A 22,169-nucleotide genomic window follows, 5' to 3' on the forward strand; every position below is an offset into this window, starting at 1 on the left:
CCTTCTGCAGCGCCGGCTGCGCCGCCTACACTGCCACGATGCCCTCCCACCCCTCCTCCACGCCCACCCGCGGTGCGCCCCGTTCGCTCACGGGACTGCTGCCCTTTTTGCGCCCTTATCGGGCGCGCATTGCACTGTCGCTGGTGTTCCTGGTGCTGGCGGCATTGGCCACACTGGCGTTTCCCATGGCACTGCGCCATCTCATCGATGGAGGCCTGGTCTCTGCAACGGGTGAGCGGGGAGCGCAGGCCATGGCCCTTCGCGGGCATTTTGAAGAGCTGTTTGCGGTGGCCATGGCACTGGGCGGGTTTTCGGCCGCGCGCTTCTATATGGTGAGCTGGCTGGGCGAGCGCGTCACCGCTGACCTGCGCAACGCCGTCTACAGCCATGTGCTGCAGCAAAGCCCCCAGTTCTTCGAGACCACCCAAACCGGCGAGGTGCTGTCGCGGCTGACGTCGGACACGACACTGGTGCAGACCGTGGTCGGCTCATCGCTGTCCATGGGGCTGCGCAATGCGGTTCTGGGTCTGGGTGCCCTGGTCATGCTGGTGTGGACGAATCCCTATGTGATGTCGGTGGTACTGCTGGCCGTCGTGCTGGTGGTGCTGCCCACGATGTGGATCGGTCGCAGGGTGCGCCGATTGTCACGCGACAGCCAGGACCGCGTGGCCGACTCCAGCGCCATCGCGGCCGAAGTGCTCAACGCCATCCCCGTGGTGCAAAGCTATACCGCAGAGCCACGCGAGGCCTCAAGGTTTGCGCGGGCCACGGAAGACGCCTTTCGCGCGGCAGTCAAGCGCACCAAGGCGCGCGCCTTGCTCGTGGCCTTCATCATCATCGCCAACGCGGCCCTGCTGCTGTGGGGGCTGTACCGGGGCACAGAAGCCGTGTTGGCCGGGCAGATGAGTGCGGGCCACCTGGGCCAGACCGTGGTGTACGTGATTCTGCTGGCGAGCGCGGTGGCAGTATTGGGCGAAGTGTACGGAGACCTGCTGCGTGCTGCCGGTGCCACCGAGCGCTTGATGGAATTGCTGTCGAGCCGGTCCCCCGTGGCAAACCCTGCGACACCCAAGCGGCTGCCCACTTCGGATCAAGGGCTGGAGGTGCAGTTTGACAACGTGCAGTTTCACTACCCGTCGCGCCCGGATCAGCCCGCACTGCAGAACTTCTCGCTGCACCTGTCACCCGGAGAGACGGTGGCACTGGTGGGCGCCAGCGGGGCGGGCAAGACCACGGTGTTTCAGTTGCTACAGCGCTTTTATGACGTGGATAGGGGCAGGGAGGCGGGCGCTCAGGGTTCACCAGAGGGACGCATCCTATTGAACGGTGTGGACATCCGCGATCTGAGCTTGGACACACTGCGCGCCCATACGGGCACCGTGCCTCAGGATGCCGTGATTTTCTCCGCCTCGGCCATGGACAACGTCCGCTATGGCCGTCCGGACGCCTCCGACGAAGAGGTCATGGCGGCCACCCAGGCTGCCTTTGCGCATGACTTCATCGCAGCGCTGCCCGAGGGCTATCACACGTTTCTGGGCGAGCGGGGTGTACGCCTGTCGGGCGGCCAGCGCCAGCGCATCGCCATTGCCCGAGCCATGCTCAAAAATCCGCCCCTGTTGCTGCTGGACGAGGCCACCAGCGCACTGGATGCAGAAAGTGAGCGCATGGTGCAGGCCGCGCTGGACACCGCCATGCAGCGCCACACGGGCAGAAGGACCACGCTGGTGATCGCCCACCGCCTGGCCACGGTACAAAATGCCGACCGCATCGTGGTGCTGGACCACGGTCAGATCGTGGAGCAAGGCACCCACAGCGCATTGATGGCACACGGTGGGGTGTATGCGCGCCTGGCTGCACTGCAGTTCACCAGTTGATCCTGGCACCATTCCGCAAGGTCTACCCCCAGGACCGGGTGCAGTGGCTACTGCAGGGTTTCCTTGACTGCCGCTGGCAACGGCGTGACGGCAATCCCCTCATCCAGCAGCTGCAACGCCTCCTGCGCGGTGGCCTGGCCACGAATGGCCCGATCCTGAACCTCGCCGTGGTGCATGCGCCTGGCTTCGTCGGCAAACCGGGAGCCGACATCTTCGGTATTCGCGACGACCTTGCGGGCCAGCTCCAGCCACGCTGCCTGTAGCGCCGGGGGAAGCGTCGATGCCTCGACCTGCGCGCTGGAAACAGCACGCGAAACAGAAGTTGTGCCGGACGGTGCCGCCGCAGCTGCGGCGGGCTCGCGGGCGCCCAGATTCAGGCGCGGCGCGCTCAGCCGCTTGTCGATATGGACGTCTGCGCACAAAGGGCACTGCACCAACCCGCGCTGCTTCTGGCTCTGAAAGTCATCTTCAGAACCAAACCAGCCTTCGAACACATGGCCGTGCTGACATTGGAGATCCAGTACCTTCATAAGATGCATCGTACGCTGGTGAGCGCAATCCCATGATTGGCGCCACCAGGCACATCAACGTCCAGGTGCAGAGTTGTGTTCAGAAGTACTCCACCCCATTTGCAGGCCTACAGCTGGCAACGGGGAAGTGCCCTCAAAGCTTTGTCGAATGGCTCTGCCCGGAACCGACCGCCGCTTCAGCCGTGGCGCCGCAGCAGATACCGATAGACAAACCCGGGGAAGGCCAGCGTGAGAAACATGGTGCCGGTGATGGCGTAAAACTCCCAGCCCTGAGGTGCAATTTGGCCTGCACGACGCTCCAACAACAGAGCCATCCCGCCCACCAAGAAGTACAAAACGATCAGTTCGGCCATGCGCCCGACCAGAGGCTTGCCGTTGGCGACGGAGGGGCCCACCACCAGCCAGCGCTGATTGACGAAGGGCAGATTGGCGGCAATCAAAGCCGCCACAATCACAAGCCAAACCGAACCGGTAAGTGACACAGAGGAACTGATCGAGGCAGCAAATTGGGAATGGGAGCAGTAACCCGCGCGGCGTGTGCGCGCAGGCTACCGATCAGGTCGCCAGTGCGCGGACCACGGCGTCGGCACACAGGGCCATCAAACCGCCTGGCAGCAAGCCCAACACCAGCACCAACGCGCCGTTGATGGTCAGCACCACGCGCACATCGGCGGGCGCCGATACATTGGTAGCGGTCAAGGGTGCGTCGAAATACATGACCTTCACCACCCGCAGGTAGTAGAACGCACCGATCAGCGACATGATCACGGCAAACACAGCCATCGCCATGTAGATGGTCTGCCCCGAAGCGATCAGGGCTTGAAGAACCGCCAGCTTGGCATAGAAGCCCACCAGAGGAGGAATACCTGCCATGGAGAACAGGCAGACAGCCATCACGCCAGCGTACAGGGGGCTCCGCTGATTGAGGCCTGCGAAATCGGAAATCTCTTCGCTCTCAAAACCTTCCCGGGCCAGCAGCAGGATCACACCAAAGGCCGCCAGCGTGGTCAACACATAGGTAATGACGTAGAACATCGAGGCGCTGTAGGCGTTCTCCACCGCAGTGGCGTCCACGTTGCCATTGATGACCCCGGACATCAGGCCCAGCAGCACAAAGCCCATCTGGGAGATGGTGGAGTAGGCCAGCATGCGCTTGAGGTTGGTCTGCGCAATGGCTGCCAGGTTACCCACGAGCAAAGAACCAATCGCCAACACGGCCAGCATCTGTTGCCAGTCGATAGCCAGCGGCAGCAGACCATCCACCAGCAAACGGATGGTGATGGCAAATGCAGCCAGCTTGGGCGCACCACCAATCATCAGCGTCACTGCAGTGGGTGCGCCCTGGTAGACATCGGGAATCCACATGTGGAATGGCACCACCCCCAGCTTGAAGGCCAGACCGGCTACCACAAACACCAAGCCGAACACCAGCACCTGATGCTTGATCTGACCGGAATTGACTGCCTTGAACACTTGGCCAATATCCAGCGAGCCCGTGGCACCGTACACCATGGACAACCCATACAGCAGGAAGCCACTGGCCATGGCGCCCAGCACAAAATACTTCATGGCCGCTTCTGTAGCAGTAGCGTTGTCGCGACGCAATGCCACCAGGGCATAGCTCGACAGCGTGAGCAATTCAAGCCCCAGGTAGATCACCAGGAAGTTGTTGCCCGAGATCATGATGAACATGCCGAGCAAAGCGAACATGGACAGCGTGAAGAGCTCGCCCCCCCGCAACATGTCGCGGTCGGCAGCATAGGGGCGGCCATACACCAGGGTGACCATCATGGCCACGGTGGCAAAACACTTGAGCCAATTGCCCATGGCGTCACTCACCACCATGTTTCCAAAACCGTAGAAGGTATTGCCGCTGCTGGCATACATGGCCTGCAGGGCAGCCACCACGGCCAGCGTGAGCATGGTCAGCACGTAGGTGCTGGTGCGACGAGGGCTGTGTACGCCCAGATCAACCAGCGCAATCACGCAGGCCATCGTCAACAGCACAATTTCGGGGTAAATCGCTAGCCAGCTGATGTTGTCAATCATCTCGAATCTCTCAGTTCAGTCTGGTCTGTTCAGTTCAGCTTGGTCTGCGCGACATGCTTGAGCAGTTCTGCCACCGAGGTGTCCATCACGTCGGTGAACGGACGGGGGTAGAGGCCCATGGCCAGCACCGCGATGCCCAGCACAGCAAGCACCAGGAACTCGCGGCTGTCGATGTCCGTCAAGCCCTTGACGTTGTCATTGCCAACGGGGCCCAAGTACACACGCTTGAACATCCACAGGGTGTAAGCAGCACCAAAAATCAGCGCAGTGGCGGCAGCCAGACCGATCCAGAAATTGGCCTTGACGGCACCCAGGATCACCATCCACTCACCCACAAAACCGGCCGTACCCGGCAGACCGCAGTTGGCCATGGCAAACAGCAGGGCAAACGCCGTGAAGTTCGGCATGGTGTTGACCACGCCACCATAGGCGGCGATTTCACGGGAGTGCACGCGGTCGTACAAGACACCGATGGACAAGAACATCGCACCGGACACAAAACCGTGCGCAATCATCTGGACAATACCGCCGGACACGCCCAGGTCGTTGAAGATGAAAAAGCCCAAGGTCACAAAACCCATGTGCGCCACCGACGAGTAAGCCACCAGCTTCTTCATGTCCTTCTGGACCATGGCCACCAGGCCCACATAGATCACGGCGATCAGCGACAAGGCAATCATCAGCCAAGCCCACTGGCGTGCAGCGTCAGGAGCGATTGGCAGCGAAAACCGCAGAAAACCGTAGGCACCCAGTTTCAGCATGATGGCGGCCAGCACTGCTGAACCGCCCGTAGGCGCCTCCACGTGCACATCGGGCAGCCAGGTGTGGACGGGCCACATGGGAACCTTCACAGCAAAGGCGGCAAAGAATGCGAAGAACAGCAGGGTCTGTGCACGTCCGCTCAACGGCAGCTGATGCCAGGTCGCAATGTCAAAGCTGCCACCCGACTGGTTGTACAGGTAGATCAGCGCGATGAGCATCAACAGCGACCCGAGCAGCGTATACAGGAAGAACTTGAACGCTGCGTAGATCTTATTGGGGCCGCCCCAGATGCCGATGATCAGATACATCGGGATCAGCGTTGCCTCGAAGAACACATAGAACAGAATGCCGTCGAGTGCGCTGAACACACCGATCATGAGCCCCGAAAGGATCAGGAAAGCGCCCATGTACTGGTTCACGCGCTCCGTGATCGACTCCCAGGAAGCAATCACCACAATGACGGTGATGAATGCTGTCAGCGGCACGAACCAGAAGGAAATGCCGTCCACCCCAAGGTGGTAGTGGACGTTGAAGCGCTCGATCCAGTCAGCCTTCTCCACAAACTGCATGGCTGCTGTACCCAGCTTGAAGCCATCGTACAAAGGCAGCGTGACCAGGAAGCCGATCAGCGCGCCGACGAGCGCCAGCCAGCGCACGGCACGCGCGTGCTCATCGCGCCCGATGGCGAGCAACAGCACGCCAAACGCAATCGGTGTCCAGATTGCAAGACTCAACAGACCCATTTTTATTCTTCTCCTACTTGTTGAGCCAGACGAAATACGTCATGAGCACGAAAACACCCAGGATCATGACCAGCGCATAGTGGTAGATGAAGCCCGACTGCACCCAACGCACAGCACCTGCCACCCACCGCACCAGCTTCCAGGACCCGTTGACCAGGGCACCATCGATCACAGCCTGATCCCCGCCCTTCCAGAGACCCACGCCCAGCGCACGTGCACCACGGGCCAGAATGTTCTCGTTGATCCAGTCGAGGTAGTACTTGTTTTCAAGCAATGTGTAGATGGGCTGTACGCGCGCCTTGATCGCCGTGGGCAACGCAGGATTGACCATGTACATGTAGTACGACAGCGCCACACCTGCCAATGCGAGCCAGAACGGTGCCGTCTGCAGACCATGCAATGCCATGGCCCAGGCACTGTGGAAATGCTCCGCCATGTGTGCCATGGAAGGATGCTTGGCCGCATCCACAAAAATGACATCCTTGAAGAAGTCCCCAAACAGCATGGGCTGGATGAACAGGAAACCCACCACCACTGAAGGAATGGCCAACAGCACCAGAGGCACCGTCACCACCCAGGGAGATTCGTGCGGTTCGTGGTGATCATCGTGGCCGTGGCCATGGTGATCGTCGTGGTGGGCATCCGGATTCTGGTCGTAACGCTCCTTGCCATGGAAGACCAGGAAGTACATGCGAAAGGAATAGAACGCCGTGATGAACACACCCGCGAGCACTGCGAAATGTGCAAAACCGGCTGCTGGCAGATGGCTGAAGTGCACCGCCTCAATGATGCTGTCCTTGGAATAGAAACCCGAGAACAGCGGCGTGCCGATCAGGGCCATAGAACCCAGCAGCGAGGTGATCCAGGTGATGGGCATGTACTTGCGCACACCGCCCATCCAGCGGATGTCCTGGTTGTGGTGCATGCCCATGATGACCGAGCCTGCGCCCAGGAACAACAAGGCTTTGAAGAACGCATGGGTCATCAGGTGGAACACAGCCACCGAGTACGCCGAGGCGCCAAGCGCTACTGTCATGTAGCCGAGCTGCGAGAGCGTCGAGTACGCCACCACACGCTTGATGTCGTTCTGGATGATGCCAAGGAAACCCATGAACAATGCTGTGATGGCACCGATCACCAGGATGAAGTTGAGCGCAGTGTCCGACAGCTCGAACAGAGGCGACATGCGCGACACCATGAAAATACCGGCGGTCACCATGGTGGCAGCGTGGATCAGCGCGGAGATGGGCGTCGGACCCTCCATCGAATCAGGCAGCCAGACGTGCAGGGGAAACTGCGCTGACTTGCCCATAGCGCCGATGAACAGGCAGATGCAGATCACCGTGACGAGCATCCAGCTGGTGCCAGGGAACGACAGAGAGCCCAGTTCACCCGCCTTGGCGAAGATCTCGCCGTAGTTCAAGGTGCCGGTATACGCTGCGATCAGACCAATGCCCAGAATGAAGCCGAAGTCGCCGACACGGTTGACCAGAAACGCCTTCATGTTGGCGAAGATGGCAGAAGGCTTGTTGAACCAGAACCCGATGAGCAGGTAGGACACCAGACCCACAGCCTCCCAGCCAAAGAATAGCTGTAGCAGGTTGTTGCTCATGACGAGCATGAGCATGGAGAACGTGAACAGCGAAATGTAGGCAAAGAAGCGGTTGTAGCCCTCGTCTTCTTCCATGTAGCCAATGGTGTAGATGTGAACCATCAGCGACACAAAGGTCACCACCACCATCATCATCGCCGTGAGGCTGTCGATCAGGAAGCCCACTTCCATCTTCAAGCCACCCACCACCATCCAGGTGTACAGGGTTTCATTGAACCGGGCACCATCGAGCGCCACGCTCTTGAGCGTCATCGCCGAGAGGATGAAAGCAACCAGCACCCCGAGGATGGTCAGGGTATGGCTCAGGCGACGACCGATCCAGTTACCACCGAAGGTCGTACCGAAGACGCCAGCCAGTAAGGCGCCTGCCAGCGGCGCCAACGGCACTGCCAGGAGGGTTGAAGCAGAGAGGGTTTGACTCATTCTTGAGAACCTTGGGAATACTCGCGACCCATCAACCCTTGAGGGTGTTGAGGTCTTCCGCGTTGATACTGGATTTGTTGCGGAACAGCAGCACCAGGATGGCCAGGCCAATCGCCGATTCAGCGGCTGCCACGGTCAGGATAAAGAACACGAACACCTGGCCGTGCATGTCTCCCAGGTAGTGGGAGAACGCCACGAAGTTCATGTTCACGGCCAGCAGCATGAGCTCGATCGCCATCAGCAGCACGATCAGGTTCTTGCGGTTCAGGAAGATGCCGATCACAGCGAGCGCAAACAGCATGGCGCCCAGCGACAAAAAGTGGCCCAGTGTCAACGTCATGCTTTTTTCTCCTCGGCAGCAGCTTGCGCAGCCTCTTCAGCAGGCTTTTGGGTGGCGGTCACCTTGACCACCGCCAGACGATCGGCCGCACGCACTCGGATCTGCATTGAAGGATTGATGGCCTTGCTGTCCTTGCGCTGACGCAGGGTCAGTGCGATGGCGGCCACCATGGCCACCAGCAAAATGACTGCTGCGATCTCAACGGGATACAGATACTGGGTGTACAGCAGCTTGCCCAAGGCCTTGGTGTTGGAGTACGGGACCACATGACCAGCGGCATCGACCATGACAGCGACGGCCTTGGGCTCTTCCATGCCGCGGAATCCCCCCATCAACACGGCCGCCATTTCCAGGGCGATGACCGCCCCAATGAGGGCCGCCAAAGGGAAATGCTTCCAGAACCCCTTGCGTACGGTATCGATATGGATGTCCAGCATCATCACCACGAACAGGAAGAGCACCATGACTGCGCCCAGGTACACCAGCACCAGCGCAATTGCCAGGAACTCTGCCTTGAGCAACAGCCAAACAGCCGCCGCCTGCGAGAACGCAAGGATGAGATACAGCACTGCATGCACAGGGTTGCGTGCAGTGATCACCCGGAAGGCTGCAAACAGCAGCACCACCGAGAAGAGATAGAAGAAACCAGTCTTGGCGTCCATGAATCGGGTCTTTATAGAAAGTCTGGCAAAGAGGCTGAACCCCGTACCGCTCAGCGGTACTTGGCGTCTGCAGCCTTGGCTGCCGCAATTTCACCTTCGTACCGGTCGCCCACAGCCAAGAGCATGTCCTTCGTGAAATACAGGTCACCACGCTTTTCGCCGTGGTATTCAAAGATGTGTGTCTCGACAATCGAATCGACCGGGCAGCTCTCTTCGCAGAACCCGCAGAAGATGCACTTGGTCAGGTCGATGTCATAGCGCGTAGTGCGACGCGAACCATCTGCACGCACATCCGATTCGATGGTGATGGCCATCGCAGGGCATACGGCTTCGCACAGCTTGCAAGCGATGCAACGCTCCTCGCCGTTGTCATAACGGCGCAGTGCATGCAGGCCACGAAAGCGTGGCGACAAAGGCGTCTTCTCTTCGGGAAACTGCACGGTCACCTTGCGGCGAAACGCGTAGCGGCCAGTCAGGGCCATCCCCTTGAGCAACTCCACGAGCATGAAGCTCTTGAAGAAATCCTTGAACGAAAAAGGTGCAGCAGCAGCAACAGCAGTCATTTGTGTCCCCGCTTATTTCCAGATATTCCAAGGCGAGAGCAACCACCCGCCAACAAACAACAAGTACACCAGCGTGACCGGAATGAAGATTTTCCAGCCCAGACGCATGATCTGGTCGTACCGGAACCGCGGGAAGGTAGCCCGGATCCAGATGAACATGGATACCACAAGGAAGGTCTTGAGACCCAGCCAAATCCAGCCTGGAATCCAGTTGAACACCGCGCTATCAATGGGAGACAGCCAGCCGCCCAGGAACATGAGAGCCGCCAGGATGGACACGAGCCACATGCTGGCGTACTCGGCCAGGAAGAAGATCGCGAAGCCCATACCGGAGTACTCGACCATGTGGCCGGCCACGATTTCTGCCTCGCCTTCCACCACGTCGAAGGGATGGCGGTTGGTTTCTGCCACGCCGGAGATCAGGTACACAAGGAAGATCGGCAGCAGGGGCAGCCAATTCCAGGACAGGAACGTCAGGCCCTTGTCTGCGGCCATGCCCCGCCCCTGACCCAGCACGATTTCCGTCAGGTTCATACTGCCCGACACCATGATCACGACGAGGAAACAAAAGCCCATCGCGATTTCGTAGCTCACCATCTGTGCCGAGGCCCGCAGTGCGCCCAAGAATGCGTACTTGGAGTTGGAAGCCCAGCCCGCAATGATCACGCCATAGACTTCGATGGAAGTGATGGCCATCACCAACAACAGACCAGCATTCACATTCGCCAAGGCCACATCGGGGCCGAAAGGAATGGCCACCCAGGCAGCCAGGGCCGGCATGATGGCCATGACTGGCCCGAGAACAAACAGGCCCTTGCTGGCCGCCGTAGGCTGGATGATTTCCTTGGTCAGCAGCTTCAGTGCGTCAGCAATGGGCTGCAGCAGACCCATCGGTCCCACGCGGTTGGGACCGTGGCGCACTTGCATGAAGCCCAGCAGCTTGCGCTCCCACAAAGTGAGATAAGCCACGGCACCCATGAGCGGCGCCAGGATGCAGACGATCTTGATCAGGATCCAGAGCACTGGCCAGACGATGCCGGTCCACCACCCAAAGGAGAGCAGGTTCAGGCCCGCGTTGTAGATCGCGTCGATCATGCGGCCACTCCTTCGCGTGCCATGCGTGCGTCGGCAGTGAGCTGCAGCGACGTAGAACGGCGCACCAAGCCGTCCAGTTGATAGATGGATGCCACGACCGGATCACCAGCTGCAGCCGTTGCGGCTGGCGACGCCTTCACTGCATTCGACAACTGTGCGGCGGGCACCTGCGTAACGGCACCGGCAGCGGCGTTCGTCGCACGAGCCAGAACATCCTGGGAGGTCTCAAAGTCGAAGCCTGGCACACCCAGCAGGTTGGCCAGCACGCGCAGAACCTTCCAAGCGGGACGGGTATCGCCCAGAGGGCGCACCACGGCGTGGAAACCCTGTATGCGTCCCTCGGCGTTGACAAAGCTGCCCGAAGTTTCCGTGAACGGAGCAATTGGCAACAAAACGTCACTGAACTCCATGTTGGCCTTGAAGGGGCTCAACGTGACCACCATTTCTGCACCAGCAAGAGCAGTTGCAGCTTGAGCACCCGTCGCAGAATCATGGACGGGCTCGGTGTTCAGCAGCACCGCCGCCTTCAAACCACCGGAGAGCATTTGAGCCGCATTCAGTCCACCGTTGACAGGGTGAGCGCCCGCAAACTGCGCGCCCACCGTATTGGCGGCCTCTGTCAGGTAGCCCACCGTTGCACCGGTGTTCTCTGCAATCCAGTTGGCCCATGCCAGCAGCTGAGTAGCTTGCGCGTGGTGCGCCGCCGCATTGCCCAGCAACACCGCCTTGCGCTCCCCGCCCAGCAGCGAGCGGGCGATGGCCTGGGCAGCCTCGTTGGCCGCGCTGGCACCTTGCGGAGCGGGAATGCCCTTTTCATGGGCGATGGCGGAAGCAATGCCTCCGAGCATCTCGACCCACTGGCCGGCACCTTGTGCCACAAATGTCTGCACCGGCATGGCCCAGTCATGGGATACCGAAGCGATGGCACTGACCTGGCAGCCATGGCGGGCCGCCTGACGGATGCGCTGCGCAAACAACGGATGGTCCTTGCGCAGGTTGGAACCCACGACCAGCACACGCTGGAGCGTGGACAACGAAGCGATGGACGTACCGAGCCAGCGAATACCTTCGGGAGCAGCGAACTCGGCGTTGCGCAGACGATAGTCGATGTTGTCGCTACCAAGACCGCGCACCAGGGCGCTGGCCAGATACAACTCTTCCAACGTACTGTGAGGACTCACCAGCGCACCAATGCTGGCAGCGCCGTGGTCGTTCTTGATGTTCTTGAGGCCATTGGCCACGTATTCCAACGCAGTCTGCCAGTCGACTTCCCTCCACACCCCGCCCTGCTTGAGCATGGGCTGGGTCAGGCGGTCGTCACCGTTGAGCGATTCATAGGAGAAACGGTCGCGGTCGGCAATCCAGCATTCGTTGACAGCCTCGTTTTCAAAGGGGACAACGCGCATGACCTTGTGGTTCTTGACCTGAACAATCAGGTTAGCGCCGGTGGAGTCATGTGGACTCACCGAGCGGCGGCGCGACAGTTCCCAGGTACGGGCGCTGTAACGGAAAGGCTTGCTGGTCAATGCACCCACGGGGCAGATGTCGATCATGTTGCCCGACAGTTCGGAGTCCACCGTGTCGCCGGTGACCGTGGTGATTTCCGAATGCTCGCCACGATGGATCATGCCGAGTTCCATCACGCCCGCCACTTCCTGGCCGAAGCGCACGCAACGGGTGCAGTGGATGCAGCGGCTCATCTCCTCCATGGAGATCAGCGGGCCCACGTCCTTGTGGAACACCACGCGCTTTTCTTCCTCGTACCGCGAGGAGGAGCCACCGTAGCCCACGGCCAGATCCTGCAACTGGCACTCGCCCCCCTGGTCGCAGATGGGGCAGTCCAGAGGGTGGTTGATGAGCAGAAACTCCATGACCGACTGCTGCGCCTTGATGGCTTTGTCGCTCTTGGTACGCACGATCATGCCCTGCGTGACCGGCGTGGCGCAGGCTGGCATGGGCTTGGGAGCCTTCTCCACGTCCACCAGGCACATGCGGCAGTTGGCGGCGATCGAAAGCTTCTTGTGGTAGCAGAAATGCGGAATGTAAGTGCCAGCCTTTTCAGCCGCATGCATCACCATGCAGCCCTCGGCGACTTCCACTTTCTGACCGTCCAGTTCAATTTCAACCATATGTTTTCTCGCGATCAGACGGAAGTCGCGGCTTGTGGAGCCTTGTTCCGGATCAGTGCCTCAAACTCGGGACGGAAGTGTTTGATCATGGCGCGCACAGGCATGGCGGCAGCATCACCCAGCGCACAGATGGTGCGGCCCTGGATGTTGTCCGCCACCGAATTGAGCAGATCCAGGTCACCCTCACGACCCTGGCCATGCTGGATGCGATCGATCACGCGCCACATCCATCCCGTGCCTTCACGGCAGGGCGTGCACTGGCCGCAGGATTCATGCGAATAGAAATACGACAGGCGCAGCAGACTTTCGACCATGCTCCGGGAATCGTCCATGACGATCACGGCACCAGAGCCCAGCATGGAGCCAGCCTTGGCGATGGAGTCGTAGTCCATCGTGCATTCCATGATGACGGATGCAGGCAAGACAGGGGCCGATGAACCACCAGGAATCACCGCCTTGAGTTGACGGCCTTTGCGCACGCCACCGGCCAGTTCCAGCAGCTTGGCAAATGGGGTACCCAACGGCACCTCATAGTTGCCTGGCTTTTCGACGTCACCAGACACCGAGAAAATCTTGGTGCCGCCGTTGTTGGGCTTGCCGCACTCCAGATAAGCCGCACCGCCATTGCGGATGATCCAAGGCACAGCCGCAAAGGTTTCCGTGTTGTTGATGGTGGTGGGCTTGCCATACAGGCCAAAGCTGGCCGGAAACGGTGGCTTGAAACGGGGTTGCCCCTTTTTGCCTTCCAGCGATTCGAGCAATGCAGTTTCTTCACCGCAAATGTAGGCACCAAAACCGTGGGCTGCGTGCAGCTGAAAGCTGAAACTGCTGCCCAGGATGTTGTCGCCCAGATAACCTGCTGCCCGCGCTTCTTCCAGAGCGGCTTCAAACCGTTCGTAGGTCTGGAAGATCTCGCCATGGATGTAGTTGTAGCCCACCGAGATGCCCATCGCATAGGCTGCAATGATCATGCCTTCGATGACGATGTGCGGGTTGAACTGCAGGATGTCACGATCCTTGCAAGTACCAGGCTCACCCTCATCGGAATTGCAGACCAGATATTTTTGGCCTGGGAACGAGCGGGGCATGAAGCTCCACTTGAGACCCGTAGGAAAGCCTGCACCACCCCGGCCACGCAAGCCAGACTCCTTGACAGTGGCAATGACCTGATCCTGCGTCAGGCCCTCTTCACCATCCTTGCCCAGGATACGACGCAGCGCCTGATAGCCACCACGCGCTTCGTAGTCCTTGATGCTCCAGTTGCTGCCATTCAGGCCCACATAGATTTGGGGGTTGATATGGCGGTCATGGAAGCAGGTCTGAACGCCCGTAGCCTGGAACTGGGAGAGTATTTGTGCTGCCGTGGTCATCACTGGCCCTCCGCGGCCCGCAGGCCGTCAACGAGCTGGTCGAGCTTGTCGTTGTCCATGAAGCTGCACATCGTGCGATCGTTCACCAGCATCACAGGCGCATCAGCGCAAGCACCCAGGCATTCGCATTGCTGCAGAGTGAACAGGCCGTCAGGTGTGGTCTCACCCATCGAAACACCCAGCTTCTTTTCCAGGTGATGCAGCGCCTTTTGCCCGTCGCGCAACTGGCAGGGCAGATTGGTGCACACGTTGAGCTTGTACTTGCCCACCGGTTGCTGGTTGTACATGTTGTAGAAGGTCGTGACTTCGTGCACGGCGATCTGCGCCATGCCCAGATAGTCGGCGATCACTGCCTCGCTCTCGGCGCTGACATAGCCCTGCTCTTGCTGAACGATGGACAAGCAAGCCATCACCGCAGACTGCTTCTGGTCCGCAGGGTACTTGGCCACTTCGCGCGCAAACCGCGCCTTGGTCGCTTCGGTAATCATCGGTCAATCTCTCCGAACACGATATCCATGGTGCCAATGATGGCGACAGCGTCCGCGATCATGTGGCCACGCGCCATTTCGTCGAGCGTCGCCAGATGCGCAAAACCCGGCGCCCGGATCTTGAGTCGGTAAGGCTTGTTAGCACCATCACTCACCAGATAAATACCGAATTCGCCCTTGGGATGTTCCACCGCCGCATAGGCCTCGCCTTCCGGCACGTGGAAACCTTCCGTGAAGAGCTTGAAATGGTGGATCAGCTCTTCCATGTTCGACTTCATGGATTCACGCGCGGGCGCAGCCACCTTGTGGTTGTCCGTGATCACAGGACCGGGGTTGGCCTTGAGCCAGTCCACGCATTGCTTAATGATGCGATTGGACTCGCGCATTTCCTGCACACGCACCAGGTAGCGGTCGTAGCAGTCACCGGTCTTGCCCACTGGCACATCGAAATCCACGCGGCCGTATACGTCGTATGGCTGGGTCTTGCGCAGGTCCCAGGCGATACCGGAGCCACGGAGCATGGGGCCGGTCATACCCAGATTCAGGGCTCGCTCGGGGGGCACCACGCCGATGCCTACCGTACGCTGCTTCCAGATGCGGTTGTCTGTGAGCAGTGTTTCGTATTCGTCCACACAGCCTGGGAAACGCTGGGTGAAATCGTCGATGAAGTCCAGCAGAGACCCTTGACGATTCTGGTTCAACGCCTCCAGCGCCTTGGCATTCTTGATCTTGCTGACCTTGTACTGCGGCATGCTGTCGGGCAGATCGCGATAGACGCCGCCCGGGCGGAAATAGGCCGCATGCATGCGGGCGCCAGAAACCGCCTCGTACATGTCAAACAGGTCTTCCCGCTCGCGGAAGGTGTAGATCAGGATAGTGGAGCTGCCGCAGTCGTTACCGTGCGAGCCCAACCACATGAGGTGGTTCAGCAAGCGCGTGATCTCGGAGAACATCACGCGGATGTACTGCGCGCGCACCGGCACTTCCAGTCCGAGCAGCTTCTCGATGGCTAGGCAGTAGGCGTGCTCGTTGCACATCATCGATACGTAGTCCAGCCGGTCCATGTAGGGCAGTGACTGGATGTATGTCTTGTGCTCGGCCAGCTTCTCGGTGGCGCGATGGAGCAGACCGATATGCGGGTCAGCGCGTTGCACAACCTCGCCGTCCAGCTCCAGCACCAGGCGCAACACACCGTGCGCCGCAGGGTGCTGCGGACCAAAGTTCAGGGAGTAGTTCTTGATTTCAGCCATGATGGATCACATGAGGCGCGAGGCGGCTCAGTGCAGGCCTCCGTACTTGTCTTCGCGGATGATGCGGGGCGTGATTTCCCGCGGCTCGATGGACACGGGTTCATACACGACACGGCGCTGCTCGGCGTCGTAACGCATTTCGACATGTCCAGACAAGGGGAAATCCTTGCGGAAAGGGTGCCCGATAAATCCGTAGTCCGTGAGAATGCGGCGCAGGTCGTTATGACCATCAAACACGATGCCAAACAGATCGAAGGCTTCGCGTTCGTACCAGTTGGCTGCATTCCACAACTCGGCTACCGAAGCAACAACCGGGAAATCATCGTCTTGGCAGAACACCTTCACGCGCACTCGCTGATTGAGGCTGACCGACAACAGGTGCGACACCACACAGTAGCGGGCACCCTCGTGGGCTGCATCGCCATATGCAGAATAGTCCACACCGCACAAATCGATCAGCTGCTCAAAACGGCAACCTTCCGAGTCGCGCAGCAAGCGCATCGCATCCAGATAGTCCGCAGCAGCGACCACCAGGGTGACCTCATCGAGAGCGACCGAAATCTGGCGCACTTTGGCACCCAGCGCCGCAGAGATATTCTCTTTAAGCTTCTCAGGCCGAATGGCAACAGCTGACATCATCAACCCTTCAGACACGAGCAATGGTGTTGGTGCGGCGGATCTTCTGCTGCAGCTGGATGATCCCGTAGATCAGAGCTTCTGCCGTCGGAGGGCAACCTGGCACATAAACATCCACCGGCACGATGCGGTCACAACCGCGCACCACCGAATAGCTGTAGTGGTAATAACCACCACCATTGGCACACGAACCCATCGACAAGACCCAGCGCGGCTCGGACATCTGGTCGTACACCTTGCGCAGTGCGGGGGCCATCTTGTTGCACAGCGTGCCCGCCACGATCATCAGGTCGGACTGACGAGGGCTGGCACGGAACACTTCCGCACCAAAACGACCGATGTCATACCGGGCCGCCGCAGCGTGCATCATCTCCACAGCACAGCAAGCCAGACCAAACGTCATCGGCCACAGAGAACCGGTCTTGGCCCAGTTCACCACGGAGTCGTAACTCGTGGTGATGAAGCCTTCCTTCATCACGCCTTCAATCATTGCATTGTCCTTGTTGAAGTCCGCTCATTCCCAATCCAGGGCACCCTTTTTCCATTCGTAGGCAAAACCCACGACCAGAATGGCCAGGAAAATCACGACCGCCACAAAACCGGCCACGCCCACCTCGTGCAGCGTGACCGCCCACGGGAAAAGGAATGCGATTTCCAGGTCGAACAGAATGAAGAGAATGGCCACGAGGTAGTAGCGCACATCGAATTTCATGCGCGCATCCTCGAAGGCTTCAAAGCCACATTCGTAGGGAGAGTTCTTTGCGGCATCCGGGCGGTTGGGGCCCAGTATGTAGCCGAGTACAAGGGGGACAACGCCTACGGCGATGCCGACCAAGATGAACAAAAGGACGGGGAGGTACTGATCGAGGTTCATCTTGAGGATGTGCTCACCGCTGTGGCCTTGCCCGTCAGGACCCGAGCCGGGTCATGCAGGCAGGCCTTTGTTTTGGTGCCGTCGGCGAGACTCGAACTCGCACAGCTTTCGCCACTACCCCCTCAAGATAGCGTGTCTACCAATTTCACCACGACGGCTGATTTTTGCATCTGGATGGCATGAGGAACCTTGCGGCTTTGGCTTTCCAGACAATCCAGAATTCTACTCCGGAAAAACCCTGCTTCGGCCCTGCGGACCGAAATTCAGTTCAATTATTTGGTCGGGATCTGCGCGGCGCCCGAAGCGGGAGCGGCAGGCGCTGCAGGCACCTCAGAAGCAGGTGCGCCGGCAGGCACGGCAGCGGCGGGCGTTTCCAGAACGCTGCCCGAACTGGCGGGACGAGCGTTGCCAAAGTAGGCCAACGCGAGCGTAGAAACAAAGAACACTGCAGCCAGCACGGCCGTGGTACGGGACAGGAAGTTGGCGCTGCCGCTGGCGCCAAAGAGGCTGCCCGAACTGCCGCTGCCGAAAGCCGCCCCCATGTCGGCTCCCTTGCCATGCTGAATCAAGATCAGGCCGATCATGGCCAGGGCCGCCAACATCTGCACCGCCAAAATCACATTCACGATCACGTTCATTCTCTGTTCACTCCTGATTGAATTGTTTGACTCGCAACCGCCTCAACGGGCGGCCGCAATGATTTGTAGAAAGTCGGGCGCCTTCAGCGAAGCCCCACCGACCAGGCCACCGTCGATATCGGGCTGCGCCAGCAATTGGGCTGCATTGGCCGCATTCATGCTGCCGCCGTACAGCAACCGGATGCGGTCCGCATGCTCGCTCGCTGCTGCCAACTGGGTGCGCAGCACGGCATGCACAGCTTGCGCCTGCTCCGGCGACGCAGTGCGACCCGTGCCAATGGCCCACACTGGCTCGTAAGCCACCACGATCTCGCTGATGCAATGACCGTTGAGATGAATTACCGCTGCGAGTTGCCGCTTGACCACCGCCTCGGTCAGTCCCGCTTCACGCTCCTGCAGTGTTTCCCCCACACAGACCACCGGCGTCACACCGGCCGCCAGCGCGCGCTGGGCCTTCTCCGCCACAATCGCGTCCGTTTCACCATGGTACTGGCGGCGCTCAGAGTGCCCCACCAGCGCATAGCGCACACCAAAATCCTTCAGCATGGCCACCGATACCTCACCAGTGTAGGCACCCGCCTCGTGCGAAGACACATCCTGCGCTGCCACCGCAATGGCAGTGCCAGCCGTCAACGCCTGCACCTGCGCCAGATAAGGCGCTGGCACTGCGACGGCCACATCACAAGCCACATCTGCAGCACCCGCAATCAAGGCCTTCAACAAAGCTTCGTTGGCAGCGAGGCTGCCATTCATCTTCCAGTTGCCAGCGATGAGTTTTTTCTTGTTGTTCATGATTACCACGTCAAAACAATCTTGCCAACGTGCTGGTTGGACTCCATCAGCGCATGGGCTTGTGCCGCATCCGCAGCAGCAAACGTGCTGTGGATGACCGGACGCACCTTGCCCGCTGCCAGCAAGGGCCAGACATGCTCACGCAGCGCCCGTGCAATCGCACCCTTGAAAGCCACGGGACGCGGACGCAACGTGGACCCTGTGATGGTGAGCCGCTTGCGCAGCACCAACCCGGCATTGAAACCGCTCTGCACACCCCCTTGCACGGCGATGATGACGATCCGGCCGTCCTCGGCCAGGCATTCGACCTCGCGGGCGACATAGTCACCTGCCACCATATCGAGCACCACATCAACACCACGCGCCTCGGTGATTTGCTTCACCTCGGCCACAAAGTCCTGAGACTTGTAGTTGACGGCGTGGTGCGCGCCCAGCGCCAGGCAAGCTGCACACTTGTCATCGCTCCCAGCGGTGGCAATCACGGTAGCACCGAAGGCACGTGCCAGCTGAATAGCCGTCACGCCAATGCCACTCGTACCGCCTTGCACCAGGAAGGTTTCACCGGCTTGCAAACGCGCACGGTCAAAGACATTGCTCCACACCGTGAAGAACGTCTCCGGAAGTGATGCAGCCTCTACGTCACTGAAGCCATCAGGCACCGGCAGGCATTGCACCACCGGCGCCACACACCACTGGGCATAACCACCACCCGCCACCAAGGCGCAAACACGGTCACCCACACGAATGCCCGCCTCTGCCATCGCCAAAGCATCGCCCGACTCAACCACCCCCGCGACCTCCAGCCCCGGAAGATCCGAGGTGCCAGGGGGCGGCGCATAGTGGCCCATTCGCTGCAATACATCTGGGCGGTTGATGCCACTGGCCGCCACGCGGATCAGCAGCTCACCCGCACCCGCTACAGGAGCGGGGCGCTCACCCAGACGCAGCACCTCAGGCCCACCAAACGATGTGATCTCAACAGCATGCATAACGGGGTTTACCGAAGATGGATTCAGATGATTTAGGCCGCTAGCGCATGATTTATATGCACCAGCAGCTACCAAATCAATAGCAGATCAACAATTTAGCCATTCACCTGGACGGACGCGCCATCTGCAGGCAGGGCCTGCTGCTGTTGCTGCTCTGCGGGATGACGGCCGCCATCACGACCGTGATCGCGGCGGGGTTCGCGATCGCCACGTTCTGCAGGCGCTGGACGGTCGCTGCCACCGGCGGGACGATCTGCCAACACCTTCATGGACAGCTTGATACGGCCCTTTTCGTCGGTTTCCATGACCTTGACCTTCACGATCTGGCCTTCGGTCAGGTAGTCAGACACCTTTTCGACGCGCTCGTGAGCGATCTGGCTGATGTGCAGCAGACCATCCTTGCCAGGCAGCAGATTGATCAGCGCGCCAAAGTCGAGGATCTTGGTCACAGGGCCTTCGTAGATCTTGCCGATCTCGACTTCTGCCGTGATCTGCTCGATGCGCTTCTTGGCTTCATCTGCCTTCGCAGCGTCGGTGGCGGCAATGGTGATGGTGCCGTCTTCCTCGATGTTGATCTGGCAGCCAGTTTCTTCGGTCAGCGCACGGATCACAGCGCCGCCCTTGCCGATCACGTCACGGATCTTCTCGGGGTTGATCTTCATGGTGTACAGCTTGGGCGCGAAGTTCGACACTTCGGTCTTGGCTTCACCCATGGCCTCCTGCATCTTGCCCAGGATGTGCATGCGCGCTTCCTTGGCCTGGGCCAGTGCCACTTGCATGATTTCCTTGGTGATGCCCTGGATCTTGATGTCCATCTGCAGGGCCGTGATACCGCCCGTGGTACCCGCCACCTTAAAGTCCATGTCACCCAGGTGATCTTCATCGCCCAGGATGTCGGTCAGCACGGCGAAACGGTTGGCGTCCTTGATCAGCCCCATCGCAATACCGGCCACGTGGGCCTTCATGGGCACGCCGGCATCCATCAGCGACAGGCAGCCGCCGCAAACCGAAGCCATGGACGAGGAACCATTGGACTCAGTGATTTCCGACACGACACGCATGGTGTAGGGGAATTCTTCCTTGGTCGGCAGCACAGCGACCAGCGCACGCTTGGCCAGACGGCCGTGGCCGATTTCGCGGCGCTTGGTCGAGCCCATGCGGCCCACTTCGCCGGTGGCGAAGGGAGGCATGTTGTAGTGCATCATGAAGCGGTCTTCGTACTCGCCAGCCAGCGCATCGATGCGCTGTGCATCACGCTCGGTGCCCAGCGTGGTAACGACCAGCGCCTGGGTTTCGCCACGCGTGAACAGGGCCGAGCCGTGGGCACGGGGCAGCACGCTGTTGCGGATCTCGATGGGGCGCACGGTGCGCGTGTCGCGGCCGTCGATGCGGGGCTCGCCAGCCAGGATCTGGCTGCGCACGATGCCCGCTTCGATGTCGAACAGCATGCCTTCAACCTTGACGGCGTCGAACTCAACACCATCGGCCTTCAACGCTGCCATCACGGCTGCATAGGCTTCGCGGCAGGCCTGGGTGCGGGCTTGCTTGTTGCGGATCTGGTAGGCAGCGCGCAGCTTGTCGTCGGCCAGCGCCACCACCTTGGCGATCAGTGCTTCGTCCTTGGCAGGCGCTTCCCATTGCCACACGGGCTTGCCCGCGTCGCGCACCAGTTCGTGAATGGCGTTGATGGCCACATTGCCTTGCTCGTGACCGAACACCACGGCACCCAGCATGATTTCTTCAGACAGCTGCTGGGCTTCAGATTCGACCATCAGCACTGCGGCTTCGGTACCCGCCACCACCAGATCCATCTGCGAGTTCTTGCGCGCAGTCTGGCCAGGGTTGAGCACGTACTCGCCGTTGATATAACCCACGCGTGCGGCACCAATGGGGCCGTTGAACGGAATGCCAGAGATGGCCAGGGCAGCACTGGTAGCGATCAACGCAGCGATGTCGGCATCCACTTCAGGATTCAGCGACACCGTGTGGATCACCACGTGCACTTCGTTGAAGAAACCTTCGGGGAACAGCGGACGGATCGGGCGGTCGATCAGGCGGCTGGTCAGGGTTTCGTGCTCGCTGGGCTTGGCTTCGCGCTTGAAGAAGCTGCCAGGGATCTTGCCGGCAGCATACGTCTTCTCGATGTAGTCCACCGTCAGGGGAAAGAAGTCCTGACCGGGCTTGGCGGACTTGGAGGCGACCACAGTGGCCAGCACCACGGTGTCGTCAATATTCACCAGCACGGCGCCAGAGGCCTGGCGGGCGATTTCGCCGGTTTCCATGATGACGGTCTTATCACCCCATTGGAAGGTCTTGGTGACTTTATTAAAAATGCTCATGTTCAGCTCCT

At 59.9% G+C, this 22,169-nt stretch carries 21 protein-coding genes and 1 tRNA gene; 1 reads left to right on the forward strand and 21 read right to left on the reverse strand.

The window, feature by feature from the left end:
* The first annotated feature begins 38 nt into the window (after window positions 1-38).
* The gene (locus C8C96_RS19865) at window positions 39-1,874 is read left to right on the forward strand and encodes an ABC transporter transmembrane domain-containing protein (RefSeq protein ID WP_121943392.1); all 1,836 of its coding nucleotides are present in this window, start codon (window positions 39-41) and stop codon (window positions 1,872-1,874) included.
* Window positions 1,875-1,921: 47 nt separating this feature from the next.
* Here C8C96_RS19865 and C8C96_RS19870 read toward each other — a convergent pair whose 3' ends face one another.
* The 21 genes from C8C96_RS19870 to pnp all read right to left on the reverse strand — a co-directional run bounded on the left by C8C96_RS19870 (window position 1,922) and on the right by pnp (window position 22,158).
* Window positions 1,922-2,404 (reverse strand): DUF1178 family protein, encoded by a 483-nt coding sequence (locus C8C96_RS19870; protein ID WP_121944105.1) that lies wholly within the window; start codon window positions 2,402-2,404, stop codon window positions 1,922-1,924.
* 176 nt (window positions 2,405-2,580) lie between these two features.
* Window positions 2,581-2,886 (reverse strand): DUF2818 family protein, encoded by a 306-nt coding sequence (locus tag C8C96_RS19875; RefSeq protein ID WP_056061582.1) that lies wholly within the window; start codon window positions 2,884-2,886, stop codon window positions 2,581-2,583.
* A gap of 73 nt (window positions 2,887-2,959) precedes the next feature.
* Window positions 2,960-4,453 (reverse strand): NADH-quinone oxidoreductase subunit NuoN, encoded by a 1,494-nt coding sequence (nuoN, locus tag C8C96_RS19880; protein WP_056061579.1) that lies wholly within the window; start codon window positions 4,451-4,453, stop codon window positions 2,960-2,962.
* Between the two features lie 29 nt (window positions 4,454-4,482).
* On the reverse strand, window positions 4,483-5,958 hold the full coding sequence (locus tag C8C96_RS19885; protein WP_056061577.1) for an NADH-quinone oxidoreductase subunit M: 1,476 nt from the start codon (window positions 5,956-5,958) through the stop codon (window positions 4,483-4,485).
* 13 nt (window positions 5,959-5,971) lie between these two features.
* Window positions 5,972-7,993: an NADH-quinone oxidoreductase subunit L gene (nuoL, locus tag C8C96_RS19890; RefSeq protein ID WP_056747685.1), complete on the reverse strand. Its 2,022-nt coding sequence runs from the start codon at window positions 7,991-7,993 to the stop codon at window positions 5,972-5,974.
* A gap of 31 nt (window positions 7,994-8,024) precedes the next feature.
* Entirely contained in the window at window positions 8,025-8,333 is a 309-nt protein-coding gene (gene nuoK, locus C8C96_RS19895) for an NADH-quinone oxidoreductase subunit NuoK (RefSeq protein ID WP_005793248.1), read from the reverse strand.
* Entirely contained in the window at window positions 8,330-8,995 is a 666-nt protein-coding gene (locus tag C8C96_RS19900; RefSeq protein WP_121943393.1) for an NADH-quinone oxidoreductase subunit J, read from the reverse strand. The genes nuoK and C8C96_RS19900 overlap by 4 nt, the downstream gene beginning before the upstream one ends.
* A 50-nt stretch (window positions 8,996-9,045) precedes the next feature.
* Window positions 9,046-9,558, reverse strand: a complete 513-nt coding sequence (nuoI, locus tag C8C96_RS19905) for an NADH-quinone oxidoreductase subunit NuoI (protein ID WP_010463942.1) — start codon at window positions 9,556-9,558, stop codon at window positions 9,046-9,048.
* Window positions 9,559-9,570: 12 nt separating this feature from the next.
* Window positions 9,571-10,653 carry an NADH-quinone oxidoreductase subunit NuoH gene (nuoH, locus tag C8C96_RS19910; RefSeq protein WP_056061569.1) on the reverse strand — a complete coding sequence of 361 codons (1,083 nt, stop codon included), beginning with the start codon at window positions 10,651-10,653 and terminating at the stop codon, window positions 9,571-9,573.
* Complete coding sequence (gene nuoG, locus C8C96_RS19915; protein ID WP_121943394.1) at window positions 10,650-12,782, reverse strand: NADH-quinone oxidoreductase subunit NuoG; 2,133 nt, start codon at window positions 12,780-12,782, stop codon at window positions 10,650-10,652. The genes nuoH and nuoG overlap by 4 nt, the downstream gene beginning before the upstream one ends.
* Before the next feature lie 14 nt (window positions 12,783-12,796).
* On the reverse strand, window positions 12,797-14,152 hold the full coding sequence (gene nuoF / locus C8C96_RS19920; protein WP_056061561.1) for an NADH-quinone oxidoreductase subunit NuoF: 1,356 nt from the start codon (window positions 14,150-14,152) through the stop codon (window positions 12,797-12,799).
* Window positions 14,152-14,640, reverse strand: a complete 489-nt coding sequence (gene nuoE, locus C8C96_RS19925; protein ID WP_056061558.1) for an NADH-quinone oxidoreductase subunit NuoE — start codon at window positions 14,638-14,640, stop codon at window positions 14,152-14,154. Before nuoE ends, nuoF begins: the two co-directional genes overlap by 1 nt.
* Complete coding sequence (locus C8C96_RS19930; RefSeq protein WP_121943395.1) at window positions 14,637-15,890, reverse strand: NADH-quinone oxidoreductase subunit D; 1,254 nt, start codon at window positions 15,888-15,890, stop codon at window positions 14,637-14,639. The genes nuoE and C8C96_RS19930 overlap by 4 nt, the downstream gene beginning before the upstream one ends.
* A 27-nt stretch (window positions 15,891-15,917) precedes the next feature.
* Entirely contained in the window at window positions 15,918-16,526 is a 609-nt protein-coding gene (locus tag C8C96_RS19935; protein WP_121944106.1) for an NADH-quinone oxidoreductase subunit C, read from the reverse strand.
* Window positions 16,527-16,536: 10 nt separating this feature from the next.
* Window positions 16,537-17,016 carry an NADH-quinone oxidoreductase subunit B family protein gene (locus C8C96_RS19940; RefSeq protein ID WP_007849129.1) on the reverse strand — a complete coding sequence of 160 codons (480 nt, stop codon included), beginning with the start codon at window positions 17,014-17,016 and terminating at the stop codon, window positions 16,537-16,539.
* Window positions 17,017-17,040: 24 nt separating this feature from the next.
* The gene (locus C8C96_RS19945; protein WP_056061547.1) at window positions 17,041-17,400 is read right to left on the reverse strand and encodes an NADH-quinone oxidoreductase subunit A; all 360 of its coding nucleotides are present in this window, start codon (window positions 17,398-17,400) and stop codon (window positions 17,041-17,043) included.
* A 73-nt stretch (window positions 17,401-17,473) separates the two neighbouring features.
* A tRNA-Leu gene (locus C8C96_RS19950) sits at window positions 17,474-17,558 on the reverse strand.
* Window positions 17,559-17,672: 114 nt separating this feature from the next.
* A complete protein-coding gene (gene secG / locus C8C96_RS19955; RefSeq protein ID WP_056061544.1) occupies window positions 17,673-18,038 on the reverse strand; it encodes a preprotein translocase subunit SecG in 366 nt (121 codons plus the stop codon).
* A 42-nt stretch (window positions 18,039-18,080) separates the two neighbouring features.
* The gene (gene tpiA, locus C8C96_RS19960; RefSeq protein ID WP_056747675.1) at window positions 18,081-18,830 is read right to left on the reverse strand and encodes a triose-phosphate isomerase; all 750 of its coding nucleotides are present in this window, start codon (window positions 18,828-18,830) and stop codon (window positions 18,081-18,083) included.
* A 2-nt stretch (window positions 18,831-18,832) separates the two neighbouring features.
* A complete protein-coding gene (locus C8C96_RS19965) occupies window positions 18,833-19,819 on the reverse strand; it encodes an NAD(P)H-quinone oxidoreductase (protein ID WP_108497206.1) in 987 nt (328 codons plus the stop codon).
* Window positions 19,820-19,914: 95 nt separating this feature from the next.
* The gene (gene pnp, locus C8C96_RS19970; RefSeq protein ID WP_056061536.1) at window positions 19,915-22,158 is read right to left on the reverse strand and encodes a polyribonucleotide nucleotidyltransferase; all 2,244 of its coding nucleotides are present in this window, start codon (window positions 22,156-22,158) and stop codon (window positions 19,915-19,917) included.
* Window positions 22,159-22,169: the final 11 nt, after the last annotated feature.

Origin of the sequence: Acidovorax sp. 100, assembly GCF_003688355.1 — a bacterium.
In the GTDB taxonomy this organism is placed as follows: Bacteria; Pseudomonadota; Gammaproteobacteria; order Burkholderiales; family Burkholderiaceae_C; genus Acidovorax; species Acidovorax delafieldii.

Coding starts and splice junctions, on each gene's coding strand:
- C8C96_RS19865 (WP_121943392.1), top strand. CDS start 39: ATGCCCTCCCACCCCTCCTCCACGCCCACCCGCGGTGCGCCCCGTTCG.
- C8C96_RS19870 (WP_121944105.1), bottom strand. CDS start 2,404: ATGAAGGTACTGGATCTCCAATGTCAGCACGGCCATGTGTTCGAAGGC.
- nuoN (WP_056061579.1), bottom strand. CDS start 4,453: ATGATTGACAACATCAGCTGGCTAGCGATTTACCCCGAAATTGTGCTG.
- C8C96_RS19885 (WP_056061577.1), bottom strand. CDS start 5,958: ATGGGTCTGTTGAGTCTTGCAATCTGGACACCGATTGCGTTTGGCGTG.
- nuoL (WP_056747685.1), bottom strand. CDS start 7,993: ATGAGTCAAACCCTCTCTGCTTCAACCCTCCTGGCAGTGCCGTTGGCG.
- nuoK (WP_005793248.1), bottom strand. CDS start 8,333: ATGACGTTGACACTGGGCCACTTTTTGTCGCTGGGCGCCATGCTGTTT.
- C8C96_RS19900 (WP_121943393.1), bottom strand. CDS start 8,995: ATGGACGCCAAGACTGGTTTCTTCTATCTCTTCTCGGTGGTGCTGCTG.
- nuoI (WP_010463942.1), bottom strand. CDS start 9,558: ATGACTGCTGTTGCTGCTGCTGCACCTTTTTCGTTCAAGGATTTCTTC.
- nuoH (WP_056061569.1), bottom strand. CDS start 10,653: ATGATCGACGCGATCTACAACGCGGGCCTGAACCTGCTCTCCTTTGGG.
- nuoG (WP_121943394.1), bottom strand. CDS start 12,782: ATGGTTGAAATTGAACTGGACGGTCAGAAAGTGGAAGTCGCCGAGGGC.
- nuoF (WP_056061561.1), bottom strand. CDS start 14,152: ATGACCACGGCAGCACAAATACTCTCCCAGTTCCAGGCTACGGGCGTT.
- nuoE (WP_056061558.1), bottom strand. CDS start 14,640: ATGATTACCGAAGCGACCAAGGCGCGGTTTGCGCGCGAAGTGGCCAAG.
- C8C96_RS19930 (WP_121943395.1), bottom strand. CDS start 15,890: ATGGCTGAAATCAAGAACTACTCCCTGAACTTTGGTCCGCAGCACCCT.
- C8C96_RS19935 (WP_121944106.1), bottom strand. CDS start 16,526: ATGTCAGCTGTTGCCATTCGGCCTGAGAAGCTTAAAGAGAATATCTCT.
- C8C96_RS19940 (WP_007849129.1), bottom strand. CDS start 17,016: ATGATTGAAGGCGTGATGAAGGAAGGCTTCATCACCACGAGTTACGAC.
- C8C96_RS19945 (WP_056061547.1), bottom strand. CDS start 17,400: ATGAACCTCGATCAGTACCTCCCCGTCCTTTTGTTCATCTTGGTCGGC.
- secG (WP_056061544.1), bottom strand. CDS start 18,038: ATGAACGTGATCGTGAATGTGATTTTGGCGGTGCAGATGTTGGCGGCC.
- tpiA (WP_056747675.1), bottom strand. CDS start 18,830: ATGAACAACAAGAAAAAACTCATCGCTGGCAACTGGAAGATGAATGGC.
- C8C96_RS19965 (WP_108497206.1), bottom strand. CDS start 19,819: ATGCATGCTGTTGAGATCACATCGTTTGGTGGGCCTGAGGTGCTGCGT.
- pnp (WP_056061536.1), bottom strand. CDS start 22,158: ATGAGCATTTTTAATAAAGTCACCAAGACCTTCCAATGGGGTGATAAG.